This is a genomic window from Comamonas sp. FUJ_7, assembly GCF_057369555.1.
Map to the genome: position 1 here is coordinate 629,013 of NZ_JBXXZI010000001.1, position 18,303 is coordinate 647,315.

Here is an 18,303-nt window from a genome sequence, read left to right on the forward strand (position 1 = left end):
GTCTTTCCTTGTGATCGGTGGCTCAGTCATTCACGCTGCCCTGCGCCTTGCCTGTCAGGCCCTTGACCGCCTTGACGGCAGCACTTCGTTTGCGCTCGGCACTGGGCTGAGCCACCCCGCTAGGGATACGCGCGAATTCGTCGTTCTCGTAAATCAGTAGCGACAGCATTTCCACGAAGTTTGCCCGCTCTTACCATCGGAAAGATGGCTCCAGCATGGGGCACAGGGCGCGTAGCACGGAAGGCTCGGCAACCGCCAGCTGACTGCGGCCCTCTTCGGTCAAGCTCAGCAAGCGAACGCGCTGGTCAATGCCGGGCTGACGCAGCAGGGCAGACAAGGCTGCGTACTGCATAGGCATCACTCCAAACTCTTGTGTTTCTTCAATGAACACGGAAACGGCAAGCTGCTGCAGCCTGGGAATGTGGTAGCCGGGATAATTTTCGAGCTCTGCGCGTTGGTATTGCATGTATTGAGACGCTGAAGCCGGGACCGCCCTGCCGCGTGGCAGTGGAAAAGCCATGACTGGGAGGTCCCGATATTCGCGCCACTGCCACCCTAGCTTGCGCCAACTGCAATAACTGGTTTCACCCAATCAGCGCTGATACCGATCAACATTATGCCAATCATCAGTGTGCTGTTGATTGGCATTAAAGCCTGTATCCACCCTCATCTCAGGCCGCAAGCCCGCTGACAAGACAGCAATACCCTGCCAAAATACCCCCTGAAAGAGACCAAGCATGAGGACTGATGCCCGGCAAAGAGACGCCCGAGCAGCTTCACACCCAACATGCCTTCCGCTTTGTGGTCAAAGGTGAAGGCGCGCGTAACGGGGTCAACGTCGACACCATCCGCATGTTGCGCGGCGACTTCCTGCCCCAGGGCGGCTGGAACAATCATGCTCCCGACAATGCGGCCATCCAGCCAGGGCATCTATAAAAGCGGCAAGACTCGTTATCTGGCCGTGGCCGCCCCCGAAGCGCATTGAACAAATGCCCGATGTACCCATCCGTGCCCGAAGTAGGCGACCCCGCCGAGCTGGATGTGAGCTCCTTTGTCTCCCTGCTTTCACCCTGGGACTGGATGCCGCTACCCGCGACAAGATTCGCAGCGATGTGGTGTCCGTATTGCAGGCCCCTCAGGTCAGGGAAAAATTAGCCACCTTAGCGTTCCAGCCCACTGCCAGGACCGTGCCCGAAATGCAGCAGTTCGCCCAGAAGAAGTCCGGCCAGTACAAGCTGCTGATTAAAAAAGCCTAGATCAGCCTGGTTTGAGCCGGGCCTCACAACAGGGCCTCATATAAGCCTCGCACATACCCATGTGCGGGGCTTTTTCGTCTGCGCACAATATTTTGAATGTGCACATTTGCACACCCTATGTGCAGCAAATCCTATTGCCCCCGCAAAACTGCACACATACCATGAAGCACAAATTCACCACAGGAGACACTGCATGAACGCCCCCACATCCGCCAAGGTTCTGGCGCCTACGGTCAAGCTGCTTATCAATGGGCAATTGGTCGAATCAAAAACCACCCAGTGGCGCGATGTGATCAACCCCGCCACACAGGAAGTGCTGGCCCGCGTGCCCTTTGCCACGCCCGAAGAGGTCAATGCAGCGGTCGCCAATGCCAAGCAAGCCTTCAAGACCTGGAAGAAGACGCCCATCGGCGCACGCGCCCGCATCTTCCTGAAGCTGCAGCAGCTGATCCGCGAGAACATGAAAGAGCTGGCCGCCCTGCTGACTGCCGAGCAAGGCAAGACCTTGCCCGACGCCGAAGGCGATGTCTTCCGCGGCCTGGAGGTGGTGGAGCACGCCGCCAACATCGGCACCCTGCAGCTGGGCGAGCTGGCCAACAATGTGGCCAATGGCGTCGATACCTATACGCTGAACCAGCCACTGGGCGTGTGCGCTGGCATCACACCCTTTAACTTCCCTGCCATGATTCCGCTGTGGATGTTCCCCATGGCGATCGCCACAGGCAACACCTTTGTCTTAAAGCCCTCGGAGCAAGACCCTATCGTCACCATGCGTCTGTGTGAACTGGCATTGGAGGCAGGTGTACCAGCTGGCGTGCTCAATGTCATCCATGGCGGGGAAGATGTGGTCAATGCCATTTGCGACCATCCTGACATCAAAGCCATCAGCTTTGTAGGTTCCACCAAAGTCGGCACCCATGTCTACAACCGCGCCAGCCTCAACGGCAAGCGTGTGCAGTGCATGATGGGCGCCAAAAACCATGCCATCGTGCTGCCGGACGCCAACAAGGAGCAGTCCTTGAACGCCATTGCCGGCGCCGCTTTTGGCGCAGCAGGCCAGCGCTGCATGGCGCTGTCCGTCGTGGTGCTGGTCGGCGAGTCGCAGCAATGGATTCCCGACCTGGTGGCCAAGGCCAAGACGCTCAAGGTCTCTGGCGGCACCGAGCCTGGTACCGATGTGGGCCCCGTTGTCTCCTGCTCTGCGCTGTCACGCATTGAAGGACTGATTGAGCGCGGCGTCGCAGAAGGCGCAGTACTGGAGCTGGACGGCCGCAAGCCCAGCGTGGACGGCTACCCCCAGGGCAATTTTGTGGCCCCCACCATCTTCAGCGGCGTCAAGCCCGGCATGAGCATTTATGAGCAGGAAGTCTTTGGCCCTGTTCTGGCCATTATGGGAGCCGACACTCTGGACGATGCCATCGAGATCATCAACGCCAACCCCAACGGCAACGGAACGGCCATCTTCACCCAGTCGGGCGCAGCAGCGCGCAAGTTCCAGGAAGAGATCGACGTTGGTCAGGTCGGCATCAACGTGCCCATTCCCGTGCCCGTGCCCCTGTTCTCCTTCACGGGCAGCCGCGCCTCCAAGCTCGGCGACCTGGGCCCTTACGGCAAACAGGTGGTGATATTCTACACCCAGACCAAGACCATCACGGCGCGCTGGTTTGATGATTCGACCACCAGCCAGGGCGTGAACACCACCATCAGCCTGAAGTAAGACGGCCATGCAATCCGACAGTGCAGCCCTGCCTCGTGCCTGGCCCCGGCTGCACTGTATGGCTATGCCGATGATGGCGGGCAGGCTCCACACCCCGAAGTTGTCACGCTTTCTTCAAAGCCACTGCTCTTCACTGAGCAAGGGCGCACAGGATGAAAAGCAGCCATGAGCCAGGCCATCCCGCTCCGGTTGCGCCAGTCAAGGCTTTCTGGCTGCGATGATGCTGGCATGACGATCCGCATTCAGAAAATCAGACGCTCATGGCCCATGGTCATCGGCGGCAAAGCGCTCACAGCTCTTTTTATGGCAGCACTCTTCAGTCAGCAGACCCAGGCCCAGGCCGGTGCCGACTGCGTGCCCGGCGGCAATACGGCCCAGACCAATGCCTGTGCCATCAAGGACTTTCAGGAGGCCGACACCGCCAACCAGATTCTGTATGGCGATGTCATGCGTGCCCTGTCTGCCCATGAGCGCCCCGCCTTGCGCAAGGAACAAAGTGAATGGAGCCGCCAGCGCATTACGCAGTGCAAACAAGCAAGCAAGGCCTTTGAAGCTCTGGCGGACTGGCCCAGCCGTTACCACGGCTGCCTGCTGCAGCAAATTCACACCCGTGAAGCCGTGCTCAAGCGCTGGCTGCACTTTGGTCCGCCCGACTGAGAGCACTCACAACGGATATTGCAAAACAATAGCTGCAGGCGCATACCCAGCAAGGGCTACAAGCCAAAAACAATAAGGAGACATGAGATGAACTTTGAACTCAGCCAAGATCAGCAGGCCTTTGCCGACACGGCCCGGGCATTTGCGCAGGCAGAACTGGCCCCGCATGCTGCGCAGTGGGATCGCGAAGCGCACTTTCCCCGCGAAGCCATTGCCAAGGCCGGTGAGCTGGGCTTTTGCGGCTTGTATGCACCTGAGAGCGCAGGCGGCCTGGCCCTGCCGCGTCTCGATGCCACGCTGGTGTTCGAAGAGTTGGCTGCCGTCGATCCATCGACCACCGCCTTTATCACCATCCACAATATGGCGACCTGGATGCTGGGTACCTGGGCCACCGACGCCGTGCGCGAGCAATGGGGCGAGCTGCTGACCAGCGGCCAGAAGCTCGCCAGCTATGCCTTGACCGAACCCGGCGCAGGCTCGGACGCGGCCTCTCTCAAGACCCGGGCCGAGCTGCTCGGTAACGAATACATCATCAACGGCAGCAAAGCCTTTATCAGCGGCGCGGGAAGCACCGATGTGCTGGTGCTGATGGCGCGCACTGGAGACGCACAATCAGGCGCATCGGGCATCAGCGCCTTTGCCGTGCCCGCGAATGCCGTGGGCATCAGCTACGGCAAGAAAGAAGAAAAAATGGGCTGGAACAGCCAGCCCACACGGGTCATCAATTTCGACAATGTCCGCATCCCCGCCAACCATCTTCTGGGCCACGAAGGTGAAGGCTTCAAGATCGCCATGAAGGGCCTGGACGGCGGGCGCATCAATATCGCCACCTGCTCGGTCGGAGCAGCGCAAGGTGCGCTGACTCAGGCGCAGCAGTACATGCAGGAGCGCAAGCAGTTCGGCAAGCCCATTGCCAGCTTTCAGTCCCTGCAGTTCAAGCTGGCCGATATGGCGACCGAGTTGGTCGCCGCCCGGCAGATGGTGCGACTGGCCGCATCCAAACTGGATGCCGGTGCCCGCGATGCATCGACCTACTGCGCCATGGCCAAGCGTTTTGCCACGGATGCAGGCTTTAACGTCTGCAACGAAGCGCTGCAAATCCACGGCGGCTACGGCTACCTGAATGACTTCCCGCTGGAGCGCCTGGTGCGCGACGCCCGCGTGCATCAGATTCTGGAAGGCACAAACGAAATCATGCGCGTCATCATCGCCCGGCGGATGCTGGATGGTGATGCTTGCGAGGCCATTCGCTGAAATTGCCTGAAAACGAATCCCATGTCCGCCCGTCCCCTCGCCCCCGAGACCCTGCAGCTGATTGACGCCATACGCGAAGCGCTGGCCCAGCATGCGCCTACCGCCGAAGTGGAGGAAAAGTCCATGTTTGGCTGCCTGGTGTTTATGGTCAACGGCAAGATGTGCCTGGGTGTGCAGGATGACGAGCTGCTGGTGCGCCTGCCGCCGGACACACATGACGCCGTGGCCGAAATGCCGGGCCTGCGCCAGCTGTCGCCGCGCGGCGGCATGCAGGGCTATTTTCTGGTCTCGCCCACGGCCTATGCCACGCGGACAGCCTGGAATCACTGGGTGCAGGCAGCGCTGAATTTCAACCCGCAGGCAAGGGCAACGCCCAAGCGCAAGTCGGCCAGCAAGCCAGAAACAGAAAACAAGTCCGCCAAAGACTCTCAAAACAGAAGCATGCAGCGCATGCCAGACAAGGGAAAAGAGCCAAAAACACTGAAAAATCCGCGCCAGCGCAAAGTGCATCCCATCTTTGGCAGCGAGTAGTGAAGCATCGCGCAGACCTCAAACAGGAGCAGCCCCATGGCAGTGAGCATTGTTCAGCTAGGCAGCGACCGTGCACCCGATGAAGGCTTGCGCATTGGCACGGTGCGCCGCCCGCCGCGTGGCGTGCCCAAGGCGGAATTTGCCAGCCGCAATTTCTACGATGTCTGGTATCCCGAGCTCTCGCCCGAGTTGGAGCTGATGCACCAGGCCCTGCAAAGCATCAAGCTGCGGGCCTTTGGTCAGACGGCCGAGGCCGACAAACTGTGGAAGCAGTTTGAAAAGCAGTTCCGCAAGCAGCTGGCAGAGCCGGCTGCACAGCACACGTTAAAACTGCTGGCCGCGCTCTCGCACAGCAGCGCATTTTCGCTGGGCTGCTATTGCGAGGACGAAGCACATTGCCACCGCAGCATCTTGCGCAACCTGCTGCAAGAGCAAGGCGCATCGCTCAAAAATTAAGTCAAATCCATCGCAAACGCTTACCCATCAAGCGCAAGCAGCTATCAAATCTGATAAACCACAAGGAGACAAAGCATGCAGATCGCATTTATCGGCCTCGGCAATATGGGCGCCCCCATGGCTATCAACCTGGTCAAAGCGGGCCACAGCGTCAAGGCCTTTGACCTCAGCGCCGATGCGCTGGCGCGCGTGAAGGCCGAAGGCGGTCAGACCGCCAGCAGCGCACAAGATGCCGTACAAGGCGCCGAAGTGGTGATTTCTATGCTGCCCGCCAGCCAGAATGTGCAAGCCCTGTATCTGGGCAAGGACGGTGCGCCCGGCCTGCTGGCCAGCATCGCCAAGGGCGCGCTGATTATCGACAGCTCCACCATTGCTGCGGCCACCAGCCAGCAGGTGGCCAAGGCCGCAGCGGCTGCAGGCATGGGCTTTATCGACGCCCCCGTATCCGGCGGCACGGGCGGCGCCATTGCAGGCACGCTGACCTTTATGGTCGGCGGCTCGGACGCCGATCTGGAACGTGCCCGCCCGCTGCTGGAGAAGATGGGCAAGAACATCTTCCACGCCGGTGATGTGGGCGCGGGTCAGACGGCCAAGATCTGCAACAACATGCTGCTGGGCATTTTGATGATTGGCACCAGCGAGGCGATTGCGCTGGGTGTGGCCAACGGGCTGGACCCCAAGGTGCTGAGCGAGATCATGCGCCGCAGCTCCGGCGGCAACTGGGCGCTGGAGGTCTACAACCCCTTCCCCGGCGTGCAGGAAGCCAGCGCTGCCACACGCGGCTATACCGGCGGTTTTGGCACGGACCTGATGCTCAAGGACCTGGGTCTGGCCCAGGAAAGCGCCATGAGCGTCAAGGCCAGCACCCCGCTGGGCGGTATGGCCCGCCAGATCTATGCGGCGCACAGCATTGCCGGCCATGGCCCGGAGGACTTTTCCAGTGTCATCAAGATGCTGCAAAAGCAAGGGTCTGTTGAGATTTAAGCGAGGATCGCTCAACTCTCAACAGACCCTGACCTAAACTCCGCTACAGTGCTTTCGTAAGTCACTTCAAGGCCACGCCATGCAATACCCTGTTCAGCATGAAGAAGCCCCGTCCAAGGGCATGTTTCACATTGAAAAGAATGGTCAGCGCGTGGCCGAGATGACCTACAGCCGCACGAATGCCACGATGATCATCATCGACCACACGGATGTGGATGAATCGCTGCGCGGCGAAGGCGTGGGCCGCCAGCTGCTGGATGCGCTGGTGGCATGGGTACGAAGCACCGGCACCAAGGTGCTGCCGCTGTGCCCGTTTGCCAAGGCGCAGTTCACCAAGGACGCCAGCATTCGTGACGTGCTGGTTTAAAGCCGTCTTCCCCTCATGATTCTTGCCTCGGTTCTGCTGTCGCTGCTGTCCTTGCCACTGCTGTGGCTGGTGCTGCCTATTTTTGTCATGCCGCCTCTGGCGTTTTACTGCGGCTGGGTCGGCTTCCAGCGCGCGGTGCTGCAAGCGCCCGAGCCTGTCAGCACGGTGATGCAAGTGCTTTACGCCCTGCCCATGGTGCTGGCCGTGGTGGTTCTGGTGCTGGAGCTGTGGATCATGAACACGGGCTACAAGGCTTGAGACCTGCCAACACCACTCAATAGCGACCAATAGCTGCCAACGTGACACATCCATCGGCGATGGTCATCAAGCTGTGATTGAACTTGCACAGCAAGCGCAGGACAATGGTGCGTTGTCGCTTGTGCAAGAGGTGTCGCCATGGACCATATTCTCTCCATGCCCGCTCAGCCGCTGGATGTAGCGCCGTTTGGTGCCAGACTCACGGGCGCGCGTTCCGTAGTTCTGTTTAAGGCCGAAGATCTGGAGGTCATCCGTATCGTGCTGCGCAAGGGCCAGGCCCTGCCGCCGCACCGCGTGGTGGGCAGCGTCAGCCTACATTGCCTAGAAGGCAGTCTGGAGGTGATGCTGGGCCAGAACCTTCACAAGCTGCAGCGCGATCAGCTCATTCACCTGCCCCGGGGTTTGCCGCATGCGGTGCGAGCGCTGGAGGATTCCTCAGCCCTTGTCACCATCGTGCTGTGCGGCGACTGAGCGCTTGAGAAAGTCTTAGCGCACAGGCAGAAACTGCATGAAAGGACCGGCAAACAGGCCTTGCGCATAGCCGATGACGGAGCGCCGATAGCGCTCGGTGGTGTAGTCCGCCACCAAATCAAGGCGGCCAATGATCTTGCCCATTTCGCGCTCAAAGCTAAGGTTGCGTTCCTCTTGCCCGATCTGGTTGGACAGCAGCAAGGGTTGGCCATTGAGCGTCTTGCGCGAGTTGAGAATCCAGTTGGCAATCTCCAGATTGCGAGCGGCATTGAAGACATGCTGCGGATCCAGTCCATCAATCAGCGTGAACTGGGTACGCCCGCCATGCGAAGTGATCAGCATGTCGGCAGCGGCATAGACAAAGGCCGCCACCCTGTCCCCCTGAAACTCGGGCTGCAGTGCCAGCGACAAGGCAGCCACATCGCGCTTGTCCTGCAACTCGTGCCAGGGCTGGCGCTCCATGATGGCAATGCGCACATAGGCAATGGCCGCCTCACGACTGTCGGCTGTCTTTTTCCACTCTGCGGGGTTGCGGCGATAGAGCTTGTCCATGATGACGAACAAGCTCTCCAGGTTCTCTTTCATGGCCAGCGTGGCCATGCGGTTGCTGTCGGACTGAACCAGCTCTCGTGAATGAAAGCTCTCACCTTGCACTTTGCCATGGTTCGTCGGTGCACTGGAGCATGCGGTCAGTCCACCACACAGCAGTGCCAGAAACAGCAAACCCCAGGCACCACGCGCTGCAAAGCATGCGTGAAAACGGTGGCCGGCGGCGGCAAGGGGCAAGGCTCGTGCAGCTGTCATGCTACAAACATAACAGCAGATCGCTGTCCGTCAATGCCATCAGCAACCCATGATTGTGATCAATCGTGAATGAGGAGCGCCATGGCGGAGCAGTCCACTTTGGCGCTCTTTGTCGCTACCTGCGCAGTTGAGCGAGGATTTGCTCCAGCAGCTTCCAGGGCGCAGCCTGGTCGGCCATGGCCACCGGCACACGCAGCTTGCTGCTGGTCGTCTGCTGGGGCGAGAACAGCAGGCCCGGCGCCAGCAGCAGGTTGCTCAGCGCGGCCTGCCGGGCCAGCACTTCGGTATCCACGCCGCAATCAACCCAGGCAAAGGTGCCCGCCACGGGCTCATGCTCGGCATGGCAGCCCAGGGCTTCGAGTTTGCGCAGACAGCGGCTGCGCGCCCTGTCCACGCGCTCGCGCAGGCGATCCACATGCTTGCGGTAGGAGCCGTCGGCCAGGATGTGATGCACGATCTGCTCGGCCGGCAGCGAGGAGGTCAGCCCAGCCAGCAGCTTCATATCCGTGAGCCGGTGCACATACTCTGGCTTGGCGGCGATATAGCCTACGCGCAGCCCGCCCGACAAGGTCTTGGAATAGCCGCCCACCAGAATCACGCGCTGCAGTCGGTCCATGGCAGCCAGCCGAAGCGGCATGACACCCAAAAAATCGGCATAGGTGTCGTCTTCCACCAGCAAGAAGTCGTGACGCTCGGCAATGCGCAGCACCTCGTGCGCCACGCCGGCAGACAGACTCAGACCCGTAGGGTTGTGGACTGCCGTATTGAGGATGAAGAGCTTGGGCTGATGGGCCTGCGCCAGCGACTGCAGCGCCTGCACATCGGGGCCGCCGGGCAGGCGCGGCACGCCCACGACATTCACGCCCATGTATTTGAGCCGGCCAAAGATCAGAAACCAAGCCGGGTCTTCGACCAGCACGGTATCGCCAGGCCGCAAAAAGCAGCGCACGATCAGATCCAGCCCCTGCGTCACGCCACCTACCGTCATCATGTTCAGTTCGGGATGCGCAGGCACCTCCTGCGCCTGCAGCCAGGAGGCAATGTGCTGGCGCAGCGGCACAAAACCTTGCGGCAAACCGTAGCTGAGCAAGCCCTGCTCGGCCCGTGCGCCTTGGCGGGTAATGGCACGCATGGCACCGGTGATCAGACCTTGATCCATCCAGCTCGCTGGCAAGCAGCCCGCACTGCCGGTGCCATCGCCATCCTCGCGAAAGATGCCACGCAGCAAATAGGCCGTATCAAATTCCACCGTCTGGGCGGCAGCCGCTTCAGCCACGGCGGGTGCAGTGACCGTGCGCTGGGCTGCGACATAAAAGCCGCTGCCTCGGCGCGACTGAATCAGTCCCTTGGCGGCCAAGCGGTCATAGGCCTGTACCACCGTATCGCGACTGACGCCCGCGCTCTGGGCCAGCGCACGCACGGAAGGCAGACGCGCCCCTGCACGCAAGCCATGGTTGCGCACCAGCTTGCCGAAATATTCAACCAGTTGCTCGACCAGCCCTACAGAGCTGGGGCGCACAGGCTGCCAGCCCAGACTGTCTGCGCAGACACTGGAAAAAGAGGGTTGCGACGGGGTATCGAGCATGTGATGAAGGTTGAGGGCCTCTCCAACTGTCCGGGTCATACAAGCAGGCCAGCTCATCAACTGGCATGGCAAAGTGTACTGATACTGTACTGATTGACGAGCTTAGCATTGAACCCAGTTTCACCTCCATGCCTGAGCCCATCTGCCAGCGAACACCCATGACTCTGCTGCCCCAGTCCCTGTCCTTTGTTCTGCCACTGGCCATGTTTGCCTTTGTCAGCTCCGTCACACCCGGCCCCAACAATGTGATGCTGACCGCATCGGGAGCCACCTTCGGCTACCGCCGCAGCGTGCCACACATGCTGGGCATCTGCCTCGGTGTGGTCGTCATGGTGCTGCTGATCGGCGCGGGGCTGGGCAAGCTGTTCGAGACGGAGCCACGCATCTACACCTTGCTTAAATATGTGGGTGCGGCCTATCTGATCTGGCTGGCCTGGAAAATCGCCAGAGCAGGCAATGTCGATCAGGGGCAATCGGGCAGCCGCCCGTTCAGCTTCTGGCAAGCTGCTGCGTTTCAGTGGGTCAACCCCAAGGCCTGGATCATGGCCGTGGGCGTCGTTGCAACCTACACACCGCGCGAAGGATTTTTTGTCAATCTAATGCTGTCGGCCCTGGTTCTGGGGCTGGTCAACTACCCCAGCATCAGCGTCTGGACACTGTTTGGCAGCACTGTGGGCCGCGCCCTTCGCACTCCCCAAGCGCTTCGCACCTTCAACGGCGTCATGGCAGGCCTGCTACTGCTGTCACTGGTACCGATTTTTGCCGAGCATATTTAGAGCGTCTAACACTACCCAGTCAATCGAAGGTTCGCGGTTGAGTCGAGGCGCGAAGCCGCAGGCAGTACCAAAGTACGGCAAGGCGAAGCAACGATGTATCAAGGGTTGAGTTAGGGAGTCTTAAGCGCTCTAGACTTCAGGCCATGCACTACGTCATACGCCCACTTGAAGAGCGCGACCTATCCAGCTATCGATCCCTGCGCCTGCAGGCGCTAACCGAATGCCCGACGGCATTTGGAGCAACGCCAGAAAGCGAGCTGGCTCTCAGTGATGCACAGATTCTGGGCTGCTTTGGCGGCACTGGAGGTCGGGCCATGTGGGGTGGCTTTGACGACAGCGGCCAGCTTTTCGGCTTTCTGGGCTTGTATCGCGACCAAGGCGAAAAGGTGGCACACAAAGGCCATCTCTTTGCCATGTACGTCACCCAGCAGGCCCGCGGCCAAGGTCTGGCGCGCAAGCTGCTGCAAACTGCCATTGCCTATGGCCGGTCACTGAAACTGCGACAACTCTTGCTCAGCTGCAACGCCCGCAATCACAATGCGCTGCGCCTATATGAGCAATCCGCCTTTAGCCGCTATGGGCTGGAACCTGCAGCGCTTTTCATTGCAGGTCATTTCTTCGATGAGGTGCTGATGGTGCAGGAGCTTACCTAGGCCTTCAGCGCCATCACCTGCTCTGCCAGACGAATAATGCTCTCGTCGGACAGATCATCCGTCTCCAGCACCTGACGCTGAGGCCATTGCTCGAAATGGTTGGACTGTGAGCGCTCGTAGTGCGGGTCGTAGTGGCGCAGCATCAGCTCCTCAAACAAAGGCGGCAAATTCTTGGCCAGCGCCCATTGCTGCCATCGGGCAATGGTTTCCTTGCCCTGCAGCTCCTTGAGCCAGCCCAGCTTGGCGGCCAGCGCTTCGGGGTTGTCGCCCAGGTAGGCATAGTCCCGCAGCAGATAGGACAGGCGTGCGCCTGTCGTCGCTCGCACTTCGATCACCGGCGCCTTGTGCAAGTGCTGCACCAGCACCAAAGGCAGGCCTACACGGCCAATCTTGGCGCTCTCGCCTTCCAGATAGACCGGGCGCGAAAGATCAAAGCTTTCGATCTGCTCGGCCAGCAAAGTCTCAAAGCGCTTCTGGCTGGGCTGCTCAATGCCAGGCAAATTGCCCAGCAAAGAGCCTTTGTGGTTGGCATAGCCTTCCAGATCCAGCACCTGCTCGCCGCGCTCTGCCAGCGCATGCAGCACACGGGTCTTGGCCGAGCCGGTGGCGCCGCACAGCACCCGCATCTGCAATTGCGGCACCAGGGTCTCCAGCTTTTCAATCACATGGCCGCGAAACGCCTTGTAGCCGCCTGCGAGTTGCTGGGCGTCCCAGCCCACCAAGCGCAGCCAGGTCACCATGGAGCCGCTGCGCAGACCGCCGCGCCAGCAATAGACCAGCGGCTTCCAGTTGGCAGGCTTGTCGGCAAAGGTTTCACGCAGGTGACGCGCCAGGTTGGCTGACACGTAGGCCGCGCCCAGACGCTTGGCTTCAAAGGGGCTGACTTGCTTGTAGATGGTGCCGATCTCGGCGCGCTCGGCATTGCTCAGCACCGGGCAGTTGATCGCTCCGGGAATGTGATCCTGTTCGAACTCGGCCGGAGAGCGGGCATCAATCAAGGCATCGAACTGGTGGCGTTCAGGAACGCGAACGGGCTGGCGGTGGGACACGGCAGACTATCCATGGCAGCGCCCAAATGGCCTGGCAGCCGAGGGCAATGGCTTGTGTCGGGCATAAAGCGATGATCGCAGAGGCTCTGGCGATCCGATTTGAGGCTCGGCAACATGAAAAACCTGCTGCACCTGTCTCGCAAGACAAGGCCGCAACAGGCCAAGAAGCCAGGGCGTGGATCGAGCCTCGATACGCACAACGGCGTGCAGCACGCCTGCAGCCGTCATTCCCTGAAAGGCAGGTATTTTCGCAGATGCAGCGCCACAGTTCAGACTGGAGCCACCAAAACCGCACAGGGCGCAGCTGCTTGTACAACTGCGCCCTGTGCTCTTGCCTTCTCATTCAGATAAAGGCCAAATCATGCTCTAGCGCTTATGCATCAAGCGCTTTCAGCTATCAAAATAATCAGATTTGATTTTCCTTGCGTGCAAAATACTCACGCGTGAGCTGCACGATCACGGGCGAGAGCAGCAGCAGCGAGATCAGGTTGGGAATGGCCATCAGCGCGTTCAGCGTATCGGCCACCAGCCAGGCAAAGTCCAGCGTGGCCACCGCGCCCACAAAGGCACTGATGGTCCACAGAATGCGGAACGGTTTTTCGCAAACGGTGCCAACCAGATAAGTCCAGCACTTCTCACCGTAGTAGGCCCAGCCCAGGATGGTGGTGAAGGCAAACACGGACAGAGAAAGGGCCAGCACATACTTGCCCACGCCGGGCATGGCGGCTTCAAAGCTCTGGGTCGAGAGCACAGCGCCCGTCGCGCCAGAGTTCCAGACACCGCTGACCACGATGGCCAAGCCCGTCATGGTGCAGACGATGATGGTATCGATGAAGGTGCCCATCATGCCCACCAAGCCCGAGAAAACGGGGTCACGCGTAGCACCCGCTGCCTGTGCAATACCTGCGGTACCCAAACCGGCTTCATTCGAGAAAATGCCGCGGGCCACGCCCATGCGGATGGCCATCAGCACCGTAGAGCCCAGGAAGCCACCGGTAGCTGCTGTGGGGTTGAACGCCTGCTCAAAGATCAGCGCAAATGCGGCAGGAATGCGGTCAAAGTACACGCCCAGCACATAGAGCACGCAGATCACATAGAGCACGCACATGGCGGGCACCAGCTTCTCGGCCACGGCGCCAATGCGGGTGATGCCGCCCAGCACCACGGCCCCTGTCAGCACGGCCAGCGCCAAACCGGTCACCCAGTTCTCCAGCCCGAAAGCCGTGTGCATGGCCGATGCAATGCCGTTGGACTGGACCATGGAGCCAATGCCGAAGCCAGCCAGCCCGCCAAAGATGGCAAACAGCGTGCCCAGCCATTTCCAGTTCTTGCCCAGACCATTCTTGATGGCGTACATGGGACCACCGACCCACTGGCCATGGTCGTTCTTCTCACGGAACTTCACCGCTAGCACCACTTCACCATACTTGGTGGCCATGCCCAGCAGCGCCGTCATCCACATCCAGAACAAGGCTCCCGGACCGCCCACGGCAATGGCTGTCGCCACGCCAGCGATATTGCCCGTACCCACCGTGGCGGACAGCGCCGTCATCAGCGCCGCATAGGGTGTGATATCGCCATCGGCCTTGTCACCAGGTCGGCGGCTGCGCCAGATCATCCGGAAGCCGCGAACGATATTGCGCAGCGGCATGAAGCCAAGGCGAATCTGAAGATAAAAGCCCGTGCCGAGAATCAGCACAATCATGGGCACGCCCCAGACGACATCGTTGAGGCTTTTGAAGATTTGGGTTAACCAGTCCATTGATGAGATTCACTGTCCGCTCAAGGCAGGCAGTCCATTGAATGGCAACAGTTCCAGAACATGTGTTTCACTCATGAATGGTCAATGCAGCAGCCACAGTAGCTCCGTGTCGGACCTATGCACAGCGCACTTCTCTGTTCGCCGGTTGGTAAAGCGCCCTACTCTAATCCAGACTTTGGGCGCTTTCGGGCTGCAAAAGTCATTGCGCGGCAGAAACAAGAGAAATCCCTAAGAACGTTTTCTCGGACTCAGCAGCATTTCATCGCCGCTCATCTGCACATCAAAAAAACGCAAGAAATTCTGCCCCAGCAAGGCGTCACCGCTGTCTTCTCCTGTGTAGCCGGTACCCACGCGCACGTTGCGCACGCTCAGACTCGCAACCTTGACGACATCAGCCGTCACCATGCGCCCTTCACGCTCGCCATTGGCAGTGCGAAAGCGGACCTTTTCGCCGCCCTCCAGCCCTGCACGTGTAGCCAGTGCATCCGTAATGCTGACCGACGTGGCTCCGGTATCGACCATGAACATGACAGGCTGATCGTTGACATAGCCTCGGACACGAAAGTGCCCATCCATGCCCCGCTCTATGCGCACCGAGCCGTCCTCCATGACCTGGGCACGCGAAGGCTTCAGAAAGTGTTGCATGGCCAGATACATCACGGCCATGGCAAGCATCCAGAACGCCAAGAACCAAAAGGTGCTGCGCCTCACCACCGATTGTGTGGAGGGCTCCGAGGAGGACTGTGGCGGCGTTACATTCAGGCGCATGGACAAAAAGTGCAGAGAGAAAGGATCGCCATTTTGCCAAGACCGGCGACAAGGTCATCTCGCCAACAGCGAAGTACGCACGGCATCAGCGCGTACATTGGGGCCTGTTTCAATTGACCGGCCCGTGGCCACTCCCTCCGACCATGAACACATCCTCATTGCCTCCTCTGGTGCTGCACTACGTCTTTGATCCACTTTGTGGGTGGTGCTATGCCGCCGCCCCTCTGGTCAAGGCGGCACGCGAAGTACCCGGCATTCAGGTGCAATGGCATGCAGGTGGCATGCTCACCGGCTCGCACACCCGCACCATCACCGAGGACTGGCGTGAAAAAGTCATGGCCAGCGACCAGCGCATTGCAGAGATGACCGGTCAGCCCTTTGGTGAAGGCTATGTCAATGGCTTGCTCAACGACATCGGTGCGCCTTTGGACTCCGAGCCTCCCACAACCGCCCTGCTGGCCGCCGAAGCGTTGGCAGGCCAGGGGCTGGAGATGCTGTCCGCCGAGCAAAAAGCCCACTACGTTGATGGCCTGCGCATCAGCGAGCCCGCCGTTTTGCGTGAACTGGCCAGCAGCATAGGCCTGGACAGTGCCGCCTATGACACGGCTTATGCCGAGCAAAGTGGAGCCGCAACCCAGAAGCACATTGCCGAAAGCCGTCAATGGTTGAACATGCTGCAAGGCCAGGGCTTTCCCACCATTGGCCTGGAGTTCGACCATCCCGAACAAGCCGGCCAGCGCGCCGTGCAGCGCATTGAAATCGGCGAATGGCTGGGTGACGTCGAAGGCTGGAAGCAGCAGCTGGCCGACTGGGCCGAACAAGTCGCCGACCTCAACACCCGCGCCTCTCAAGTTGAGCAAGCCGCTGAAGGTGCCAACCCCAGCTGCGGCCCGGATGGCTGCGAGCTGCCGGCTCGCTAATTCTCATTAAGACTCTTATCAAAAAGCCTGTTCGCTGAACTTAGATCCAGCGAACAGGCTTTTTTGTGAGCAGCCCAGGATGGGACTTAGCGCTTCATTTCCTTGATTTCAATCGGGCGATCTTTCACCAGCTCCACCACACCTTCGCCATTCTTGAAGTGAATGGATGCCCCCTTGCCATCCTCCATGCGAATACCGCTGGCAGCGGGCACACTGTGCATCTGGAAAGCGCGATCAGCGTTATCGGTCATTACGGCCGACTCGAAATTGTCCTGCGTCTTCAGCGTGATCGTCAGGTCCATAGGCCCAACAAAATGAAGCTCCTGGGTATTCAGCGCTGCCGCCTGACTCTGGGCTGCACCTGATTGAAGAGGCTGCGCAGCGCTGCAGCCCAGCACAGCCAAGACCACCAGCGGCATGACCAGCATCCATTTCATGCGTTTCATGTGTTTCTCCCTGTTTTTAAACGGTAGCGTGCTCAATCCATCATGGAGATCACGACATCTCCAAAGCGCGAGCACGACACCTGGGTTGCGCCATCCATCAGGCGAGCAAAGTCATAGGTCACATGCTTGCTCTGAATGGCTTTTTCCAGGGACTCGACGATCAGGTCGGCCGCCTCGCGCCAGCCCATGTGGCGCAGCATCATCTCGGCGCACAAAATCATGGAGCCAGGGTTCACATAGTCCTTGCCGGCATATCGAGGTGCCGTGCCATGCGTGGCCTCAAAGCAGGCAATGCTCTCGGACATATTCGCGCCCGGTGCAATGCCAATGCCACCCACCTGGGCCGCCAGCGCATCCGAAATATAGTCGCCGTTGAGGTTAAGCGTAGCCACCACCGAATACTCTGCCGGACGCATCAGAATCTGCTGCAAGAAGGCATCGGTGATCGAATCTTTGATGATGATGTCCTTGCCAGTCTTCGGGTTCTTCAGGCGGCACCATGGCCCTCCATCGATCAGCTCGGCTCCGAACTCGCGCTGCGCCAGCGCATAGCCCCAGTCACGGAAAGCGCCTTCCGTGTACTTCATGATGTTGCCCTTGTGAACCAGAGTCACGCTGGGCTTGTTGTGGTCGATAGCGTATTGAATGGCCTTGCGCACCAGGCGCTCCGTGCCTTCACGCGAGACGGGCTTGATGCCAATGCCCGAGGTTTCAGGAAAGCGGATCTTGTTGGCACCCATCTCCTTGGCAAGAAAGTCGATGAGCTTCTTCGCCTTCTCGCTGCCCGCTGCGTACTCGATGCCTGCATAGATGTCCTCCGAGTTCTCGCGAAAGATCACCATATGGGTCTTCTCGGGCTCCTTGAGCGGCGATGGCACGCCCTTGAAGTACTGCACGGGACGCAGGCAGACATACAGATCCAGTTCCTGGCGCAACGCGACGTTCAGCGAACGAATGCCACCACCAACCGGCGTAGTAAGTGGCCCCTTGATGGACACGGCATAGTCGCGCACGGCAGCCACAGTCTCTTCGGGCAGCCACATGTCGGGACCATAAACTCGCGTGGCCTTCTCTCCTGCAAACACTTCCATCCAGGCGATCTTGCGTTGGCTGCCATAGACCTTGGCCACCGCCGCATCGACCACCTTTCGCATCACAGGCGTCACATCCACGCCCACGCCATCACCCTCAATGAACGGGATGATGGGCTGGTCGGGGACATTCAATGTCTTGTCCGCATTGACGGTGATCTTCTCGCCCTGCGATGGAACCTGGATGTGGGACATGCTCATGCTGTGAAATCTCCTAGTCTTGAATACTGTGCGGCGATGCACCTTGCTGGTGCGGACTGTTGCACCCAATTTTGGCACCGGTATCTCGAGGAATTTTAAGAAATGCTGCATAAATGGCCCTCAAGGCTGAGACATGGCTAGGCTTGCAGCAATATGTCCGCTGAAAACAGCCCACGAAGAAGCTGTGACACGGCCCACCTTCTGCTTGGGAACCGCAAACACCGCGACTCCACCTGATTTACTTCCACGCTCTCTCTCACAGACGAACTTTGCATTAGGCTTGCAGCTTCCGATCCT

At 59.7% G+C, this 18,303-nt stretch carries 22 protein-coding genes; 13 read left to right on the forward strand and 9 right to left on the reverse strand.

Annotation, left to right across the window (positions count from 1 at the left end; genetic code table 11):
* Nucleotides 1-22: 22 nt before the first annotated feature.
* Nucleotides 23-169 carry a hypothetical protein gene (locus AC2I9W_RS02815; protein ID WP_486408519.1) on the reverse strand — a complete coding sequence of 49 codons (147 nt, stop codon included), beginning with the start codon at nt 167-169 and terminating at the stop codon, nt 23-25.
* Nucleotides 170-190: 21 nt separating this feature from the next.
* Entirely contained in the window at nt 191-466 is a 276-nt protein-coding gene (locus tag AC2I9W_RS02820) for a hypothetical protein (RefSeq protein WP_486408520.1), read from the reverse strand.
* A 281-nt stretch (nt 467-747) separates the two neighbouring features.
* On the opposite strand from AC2I9W_RS02820, the gene AC2I9W_RS02825 reads away from it, so the two are divergent.
* From AC2I9W_RS02825 to AC2I9W_RS02870, 10 genes are all read left to right on the forward strand, one after another.
* Nucleotides 748-936, forward strand: a complete 189-nt coding sequence (locus AC2I9W_RS02825; RefSeq protein ID WP_486408521.1) for a hypothetical protein — start codon at nt 748-750, stop codon at nt 934-936.
* Nucleotides 937-1,449: 513 nt separating this feature from the next.
* On the forward strand, nt 1,450-2,973 hold the full coding sequence (locus AC2I9W_RS02830) for a CoA-acylating methylmalonate-semialdehyde dehydrogenase (protein ID WP_486408522.1): 1,524 nt from the start codon (nt 1,450-1,452) through the stop codon (nt 2,971-2,973).
* A 228-nt stretch (nt 2,974-3,201) separates the two neighbouring features.
* The gene (locus AC2I9W_RS02835) at nt 3,202-3,630 is read left to right on the forward strand and encodes a lysozyme inhibitor LprI family protein (RefSeq protein WP_486408523.1); all 429 of its coding nucleotides are present in this window, start codon (nt 3,202-3,204) and stop codon (nt 3,628-3,630) included.
* An 87-nt stretch (nt 3,631-3,717) separates the two neighbouring features.
* Nucleotides 3,718-4,884, forward strand: a complete 1,167-nt coding sequence (locus tag AC2I9W_RS02840; RefSeq protein WP_486408524.1) for an acyl-CoA dehydrogenase family protein — start codon at nt 3,718-3,720, stop codon at nt 4,882-4,884.
* 21 nt (nt 4,885-4,905) lie between these two features.
* Entirely contained in the window at nt 4,906-5,415 is a 510-nt protein-coding gene (locus AC2I9W_RS02845; protein WP_486408525.1) for a TfoX/Sxy family protein, read from the forward strand.
* Nucleotides 5,416-5,451: 36 nt separating this feature from the next.
* Nucleotides 5,452-5,871: a DUF488 domain-containing protein gene (locus AC2I9W_RS02850; protein WP_486408526.1), complete on the forward strand. Its 420-nt coding sequence runs from the start codon at nt 5,452-5,454 to the stop codon at nt 5,869-5,871.
* Nucleotides 5,872-5,946: 75 nt separating this feature from the next.
* Nucleotides 5,947-6,855: a 3-hydroxyisobutyrate dehydrogenase gene (gene mmsB / locus AC2I9W_RS02855; RefSeq protein WP_486408527.1), complete on the forward strand. Its 909-nt coding sequence runs from the start codon at nt 5,947-5,949 to the stop codon at nt 6,853-6,855.
* A gap of 79 nt (nt 6,856-6,934) precedes the next feature.
* Complete coding sequence (locus AC2I9W_RS02860) at nt 6,935-7,222, forward strand: GNAT family N-acetyltransferase (RefSeq protein ID WP_486408528.1); 288 nt, start codon at nt 6,935-6,937, stop codon at nt 7,220-7,222.
* A 15-nt stretch (nt 7,223-7,237) separates the two neighbouring features.
* Nucleotides 7,238-7,480, forward strand: a complete 243-nt coding sequence (locus tag AC2I9W_RS02865; RefSeq protein ID WP_486408529.1) for a hypothetical protein — start codon at nt 7,238-7,240, stop codon at nt 7,478-7,480.
* Nucleotides 7,481-7,618: 138 nt separating this feature from the next.
* Complete coding sequence (locus tag AC2I9W_RS02870) at nt 7,619-7,951, forward strand: cupin domain-containing protein (RefSeq protein WP_486408530.1); 333 nt, start codon at nt 7,619-7,621, stop codon at nt 7,949-7,951.
* Nucleotides 7,952-7,966: 15 nt separating this feature from the next.
* Here the strand turns inward: AC2I9W_RS02870 and AC2I9W_RS02875 are convergent, their stop codons facing one another.
* Together AC2I9W_RS02875 and AC2I9W_RS02880 are read right to left on the reverse strand one after the other, a co-directional pair.
* Nucleotides 7,967-8,755, reverse strand: a complete 789-nt coding sequence (locus AC2I9W_RS02875) for a hypothetical protein (protein WP_486408531.1) — start codon at nt 8,753-8,755, stop codon at nt 7,967-7,969.
* Nucleotides 8,756-8,870: 115 nt separating this feature from the next.
* Complete coding sequence (locus AC2I9W_RS02880; protein ID WP_486408532.1) at nt 8,871-10,340, reverse strand: aminotransferase-like domain-containing protein; 1,470 nt, start codon at nt 10,338-10,340, stop codon at nt 8,871-8,873.
* A gap of 158 nt (nt 10,341-10,498) precedes the next feature.
* Between AC2I9W_RS02880 and AC2I9W_RS02885 the strand changes: the two genes are divergently transcribed.
* On the forward strand, nt 10,499-11,116 hold the full coding sequence (locus AC2I9W_RS02885) for a LysE family translocator (RefSeq protein WP_158391542.1): 618 nt from the start codon (nt 10,499-10,501) through the stop codon (nt 11,114-11,116).
* Between the two features lie 143 nt (nt 11,117-11,259).
* The gene (locus AC2I9W_RS02890; protein WP_486408533.1) at nt 11,260-11,769 is read left to right on the forward strand and encodes a GNAT family N-acetyltransferase; all 510 of its coding nucleotides are present in this window, start codon (nt 11,260-11,262) and stop codon (nt 11,767-11,769) included.
* Here the strand turns inward: AC2I9W_RS02890 and mnmH are convergent.
* From mnmH to AC2I9W_RS02905, 3 genes are all read right to left on the reverse strand, one after another.
* Nucleotides 11,766-12,818: a tRNA 2-selenouridine(34) synthase MnmH gene (gene mnmH / locus AC2I9W_RS02895; RefSeq protein WP_486408534.1), complete on the reverse strand. Its 1,053-nt coding sequence runs from the start codon at nt 12,816-12,818 to the stop codon at nt 11,766-11,768. The two genes, AC2I9W_RS02890 and mnmH, sit on opposite strands and share 4 nt — an antisense overlap.
* 406 nt (nt 12,819-13,224) lie before the next feature.
* Nucleotides 13,225-14,580: an alanine/glycine:cation symporter family protein gene (locus tag AC2I9W_RS02900; RefSeq protein ID WP_158391548.1), complete on the reverse strand. Its 1,356-nt coding sequence runs from the start codon at nt 14,578-14,580 to the stop codon at nt 13,225-13,227.
* A gap of 228 nt (nt 14,581-14,808) precedes the next feature.
* On the reverse strand, nt 14,809-15,348 hold the full coding sequence (locus AC2I9W_RS02905; protein ID WP_486408535.1) for a retropepsin-like aspartic protease family protein: 540 nt from the start codon (nt 15,346-15,348) through the stop codon (nt 14,809-14,811).
* A 143-nt stretch (nt 15,349-15,491) separates the two neighbouring features.
* On the opposite strand from AC2I9W_RS02905, the gene AC2I9W_RS02910 reads away from it, so the two are divergent.
* On the forward strand, nt 15,492-16,268 hold the full coding sequence (locus AC2I9W_RS02910) for a DsbA family protein (RefSeq protein WP_486408536.1): 777 nt from the start codon (nt 15,492-15,494) through the stop codon (nt 16,266-16,268).
* An 86-nt stretch (nt 16,269-16,354) separates the two neighbouring features.
* Here AC2I9W_RS02910 and AC2I9W_RS02915 read toward each other — a convergent pair whose 3' ends face one another.
* Entirely contained in the window at nt 16,355-16,714 is a 360-nt protein-coding gene (locus AC2I9W_RS02915) for a hypothetical protein (protein ID WP_486408537.1), read from the reverse strand.
* A 32-nt stretch (nt 16,715-16,746) separates the two neighbouring features.
* Nucleotides 16,747-18,006 (reverse strand): NADP-dependent isocitrate dehydrogenase, encoded by a 1,260-nt coding sequence (gene icd / locus AC2I9W_RS02920; protein ID WP_486408538.1) that lies wholly within the window; start codon nt 18,004-18,006, stop codon nt 16,747-16,749.
* Nucleotides 18,007-18,303: the final 297 nt, after the last annotated feature.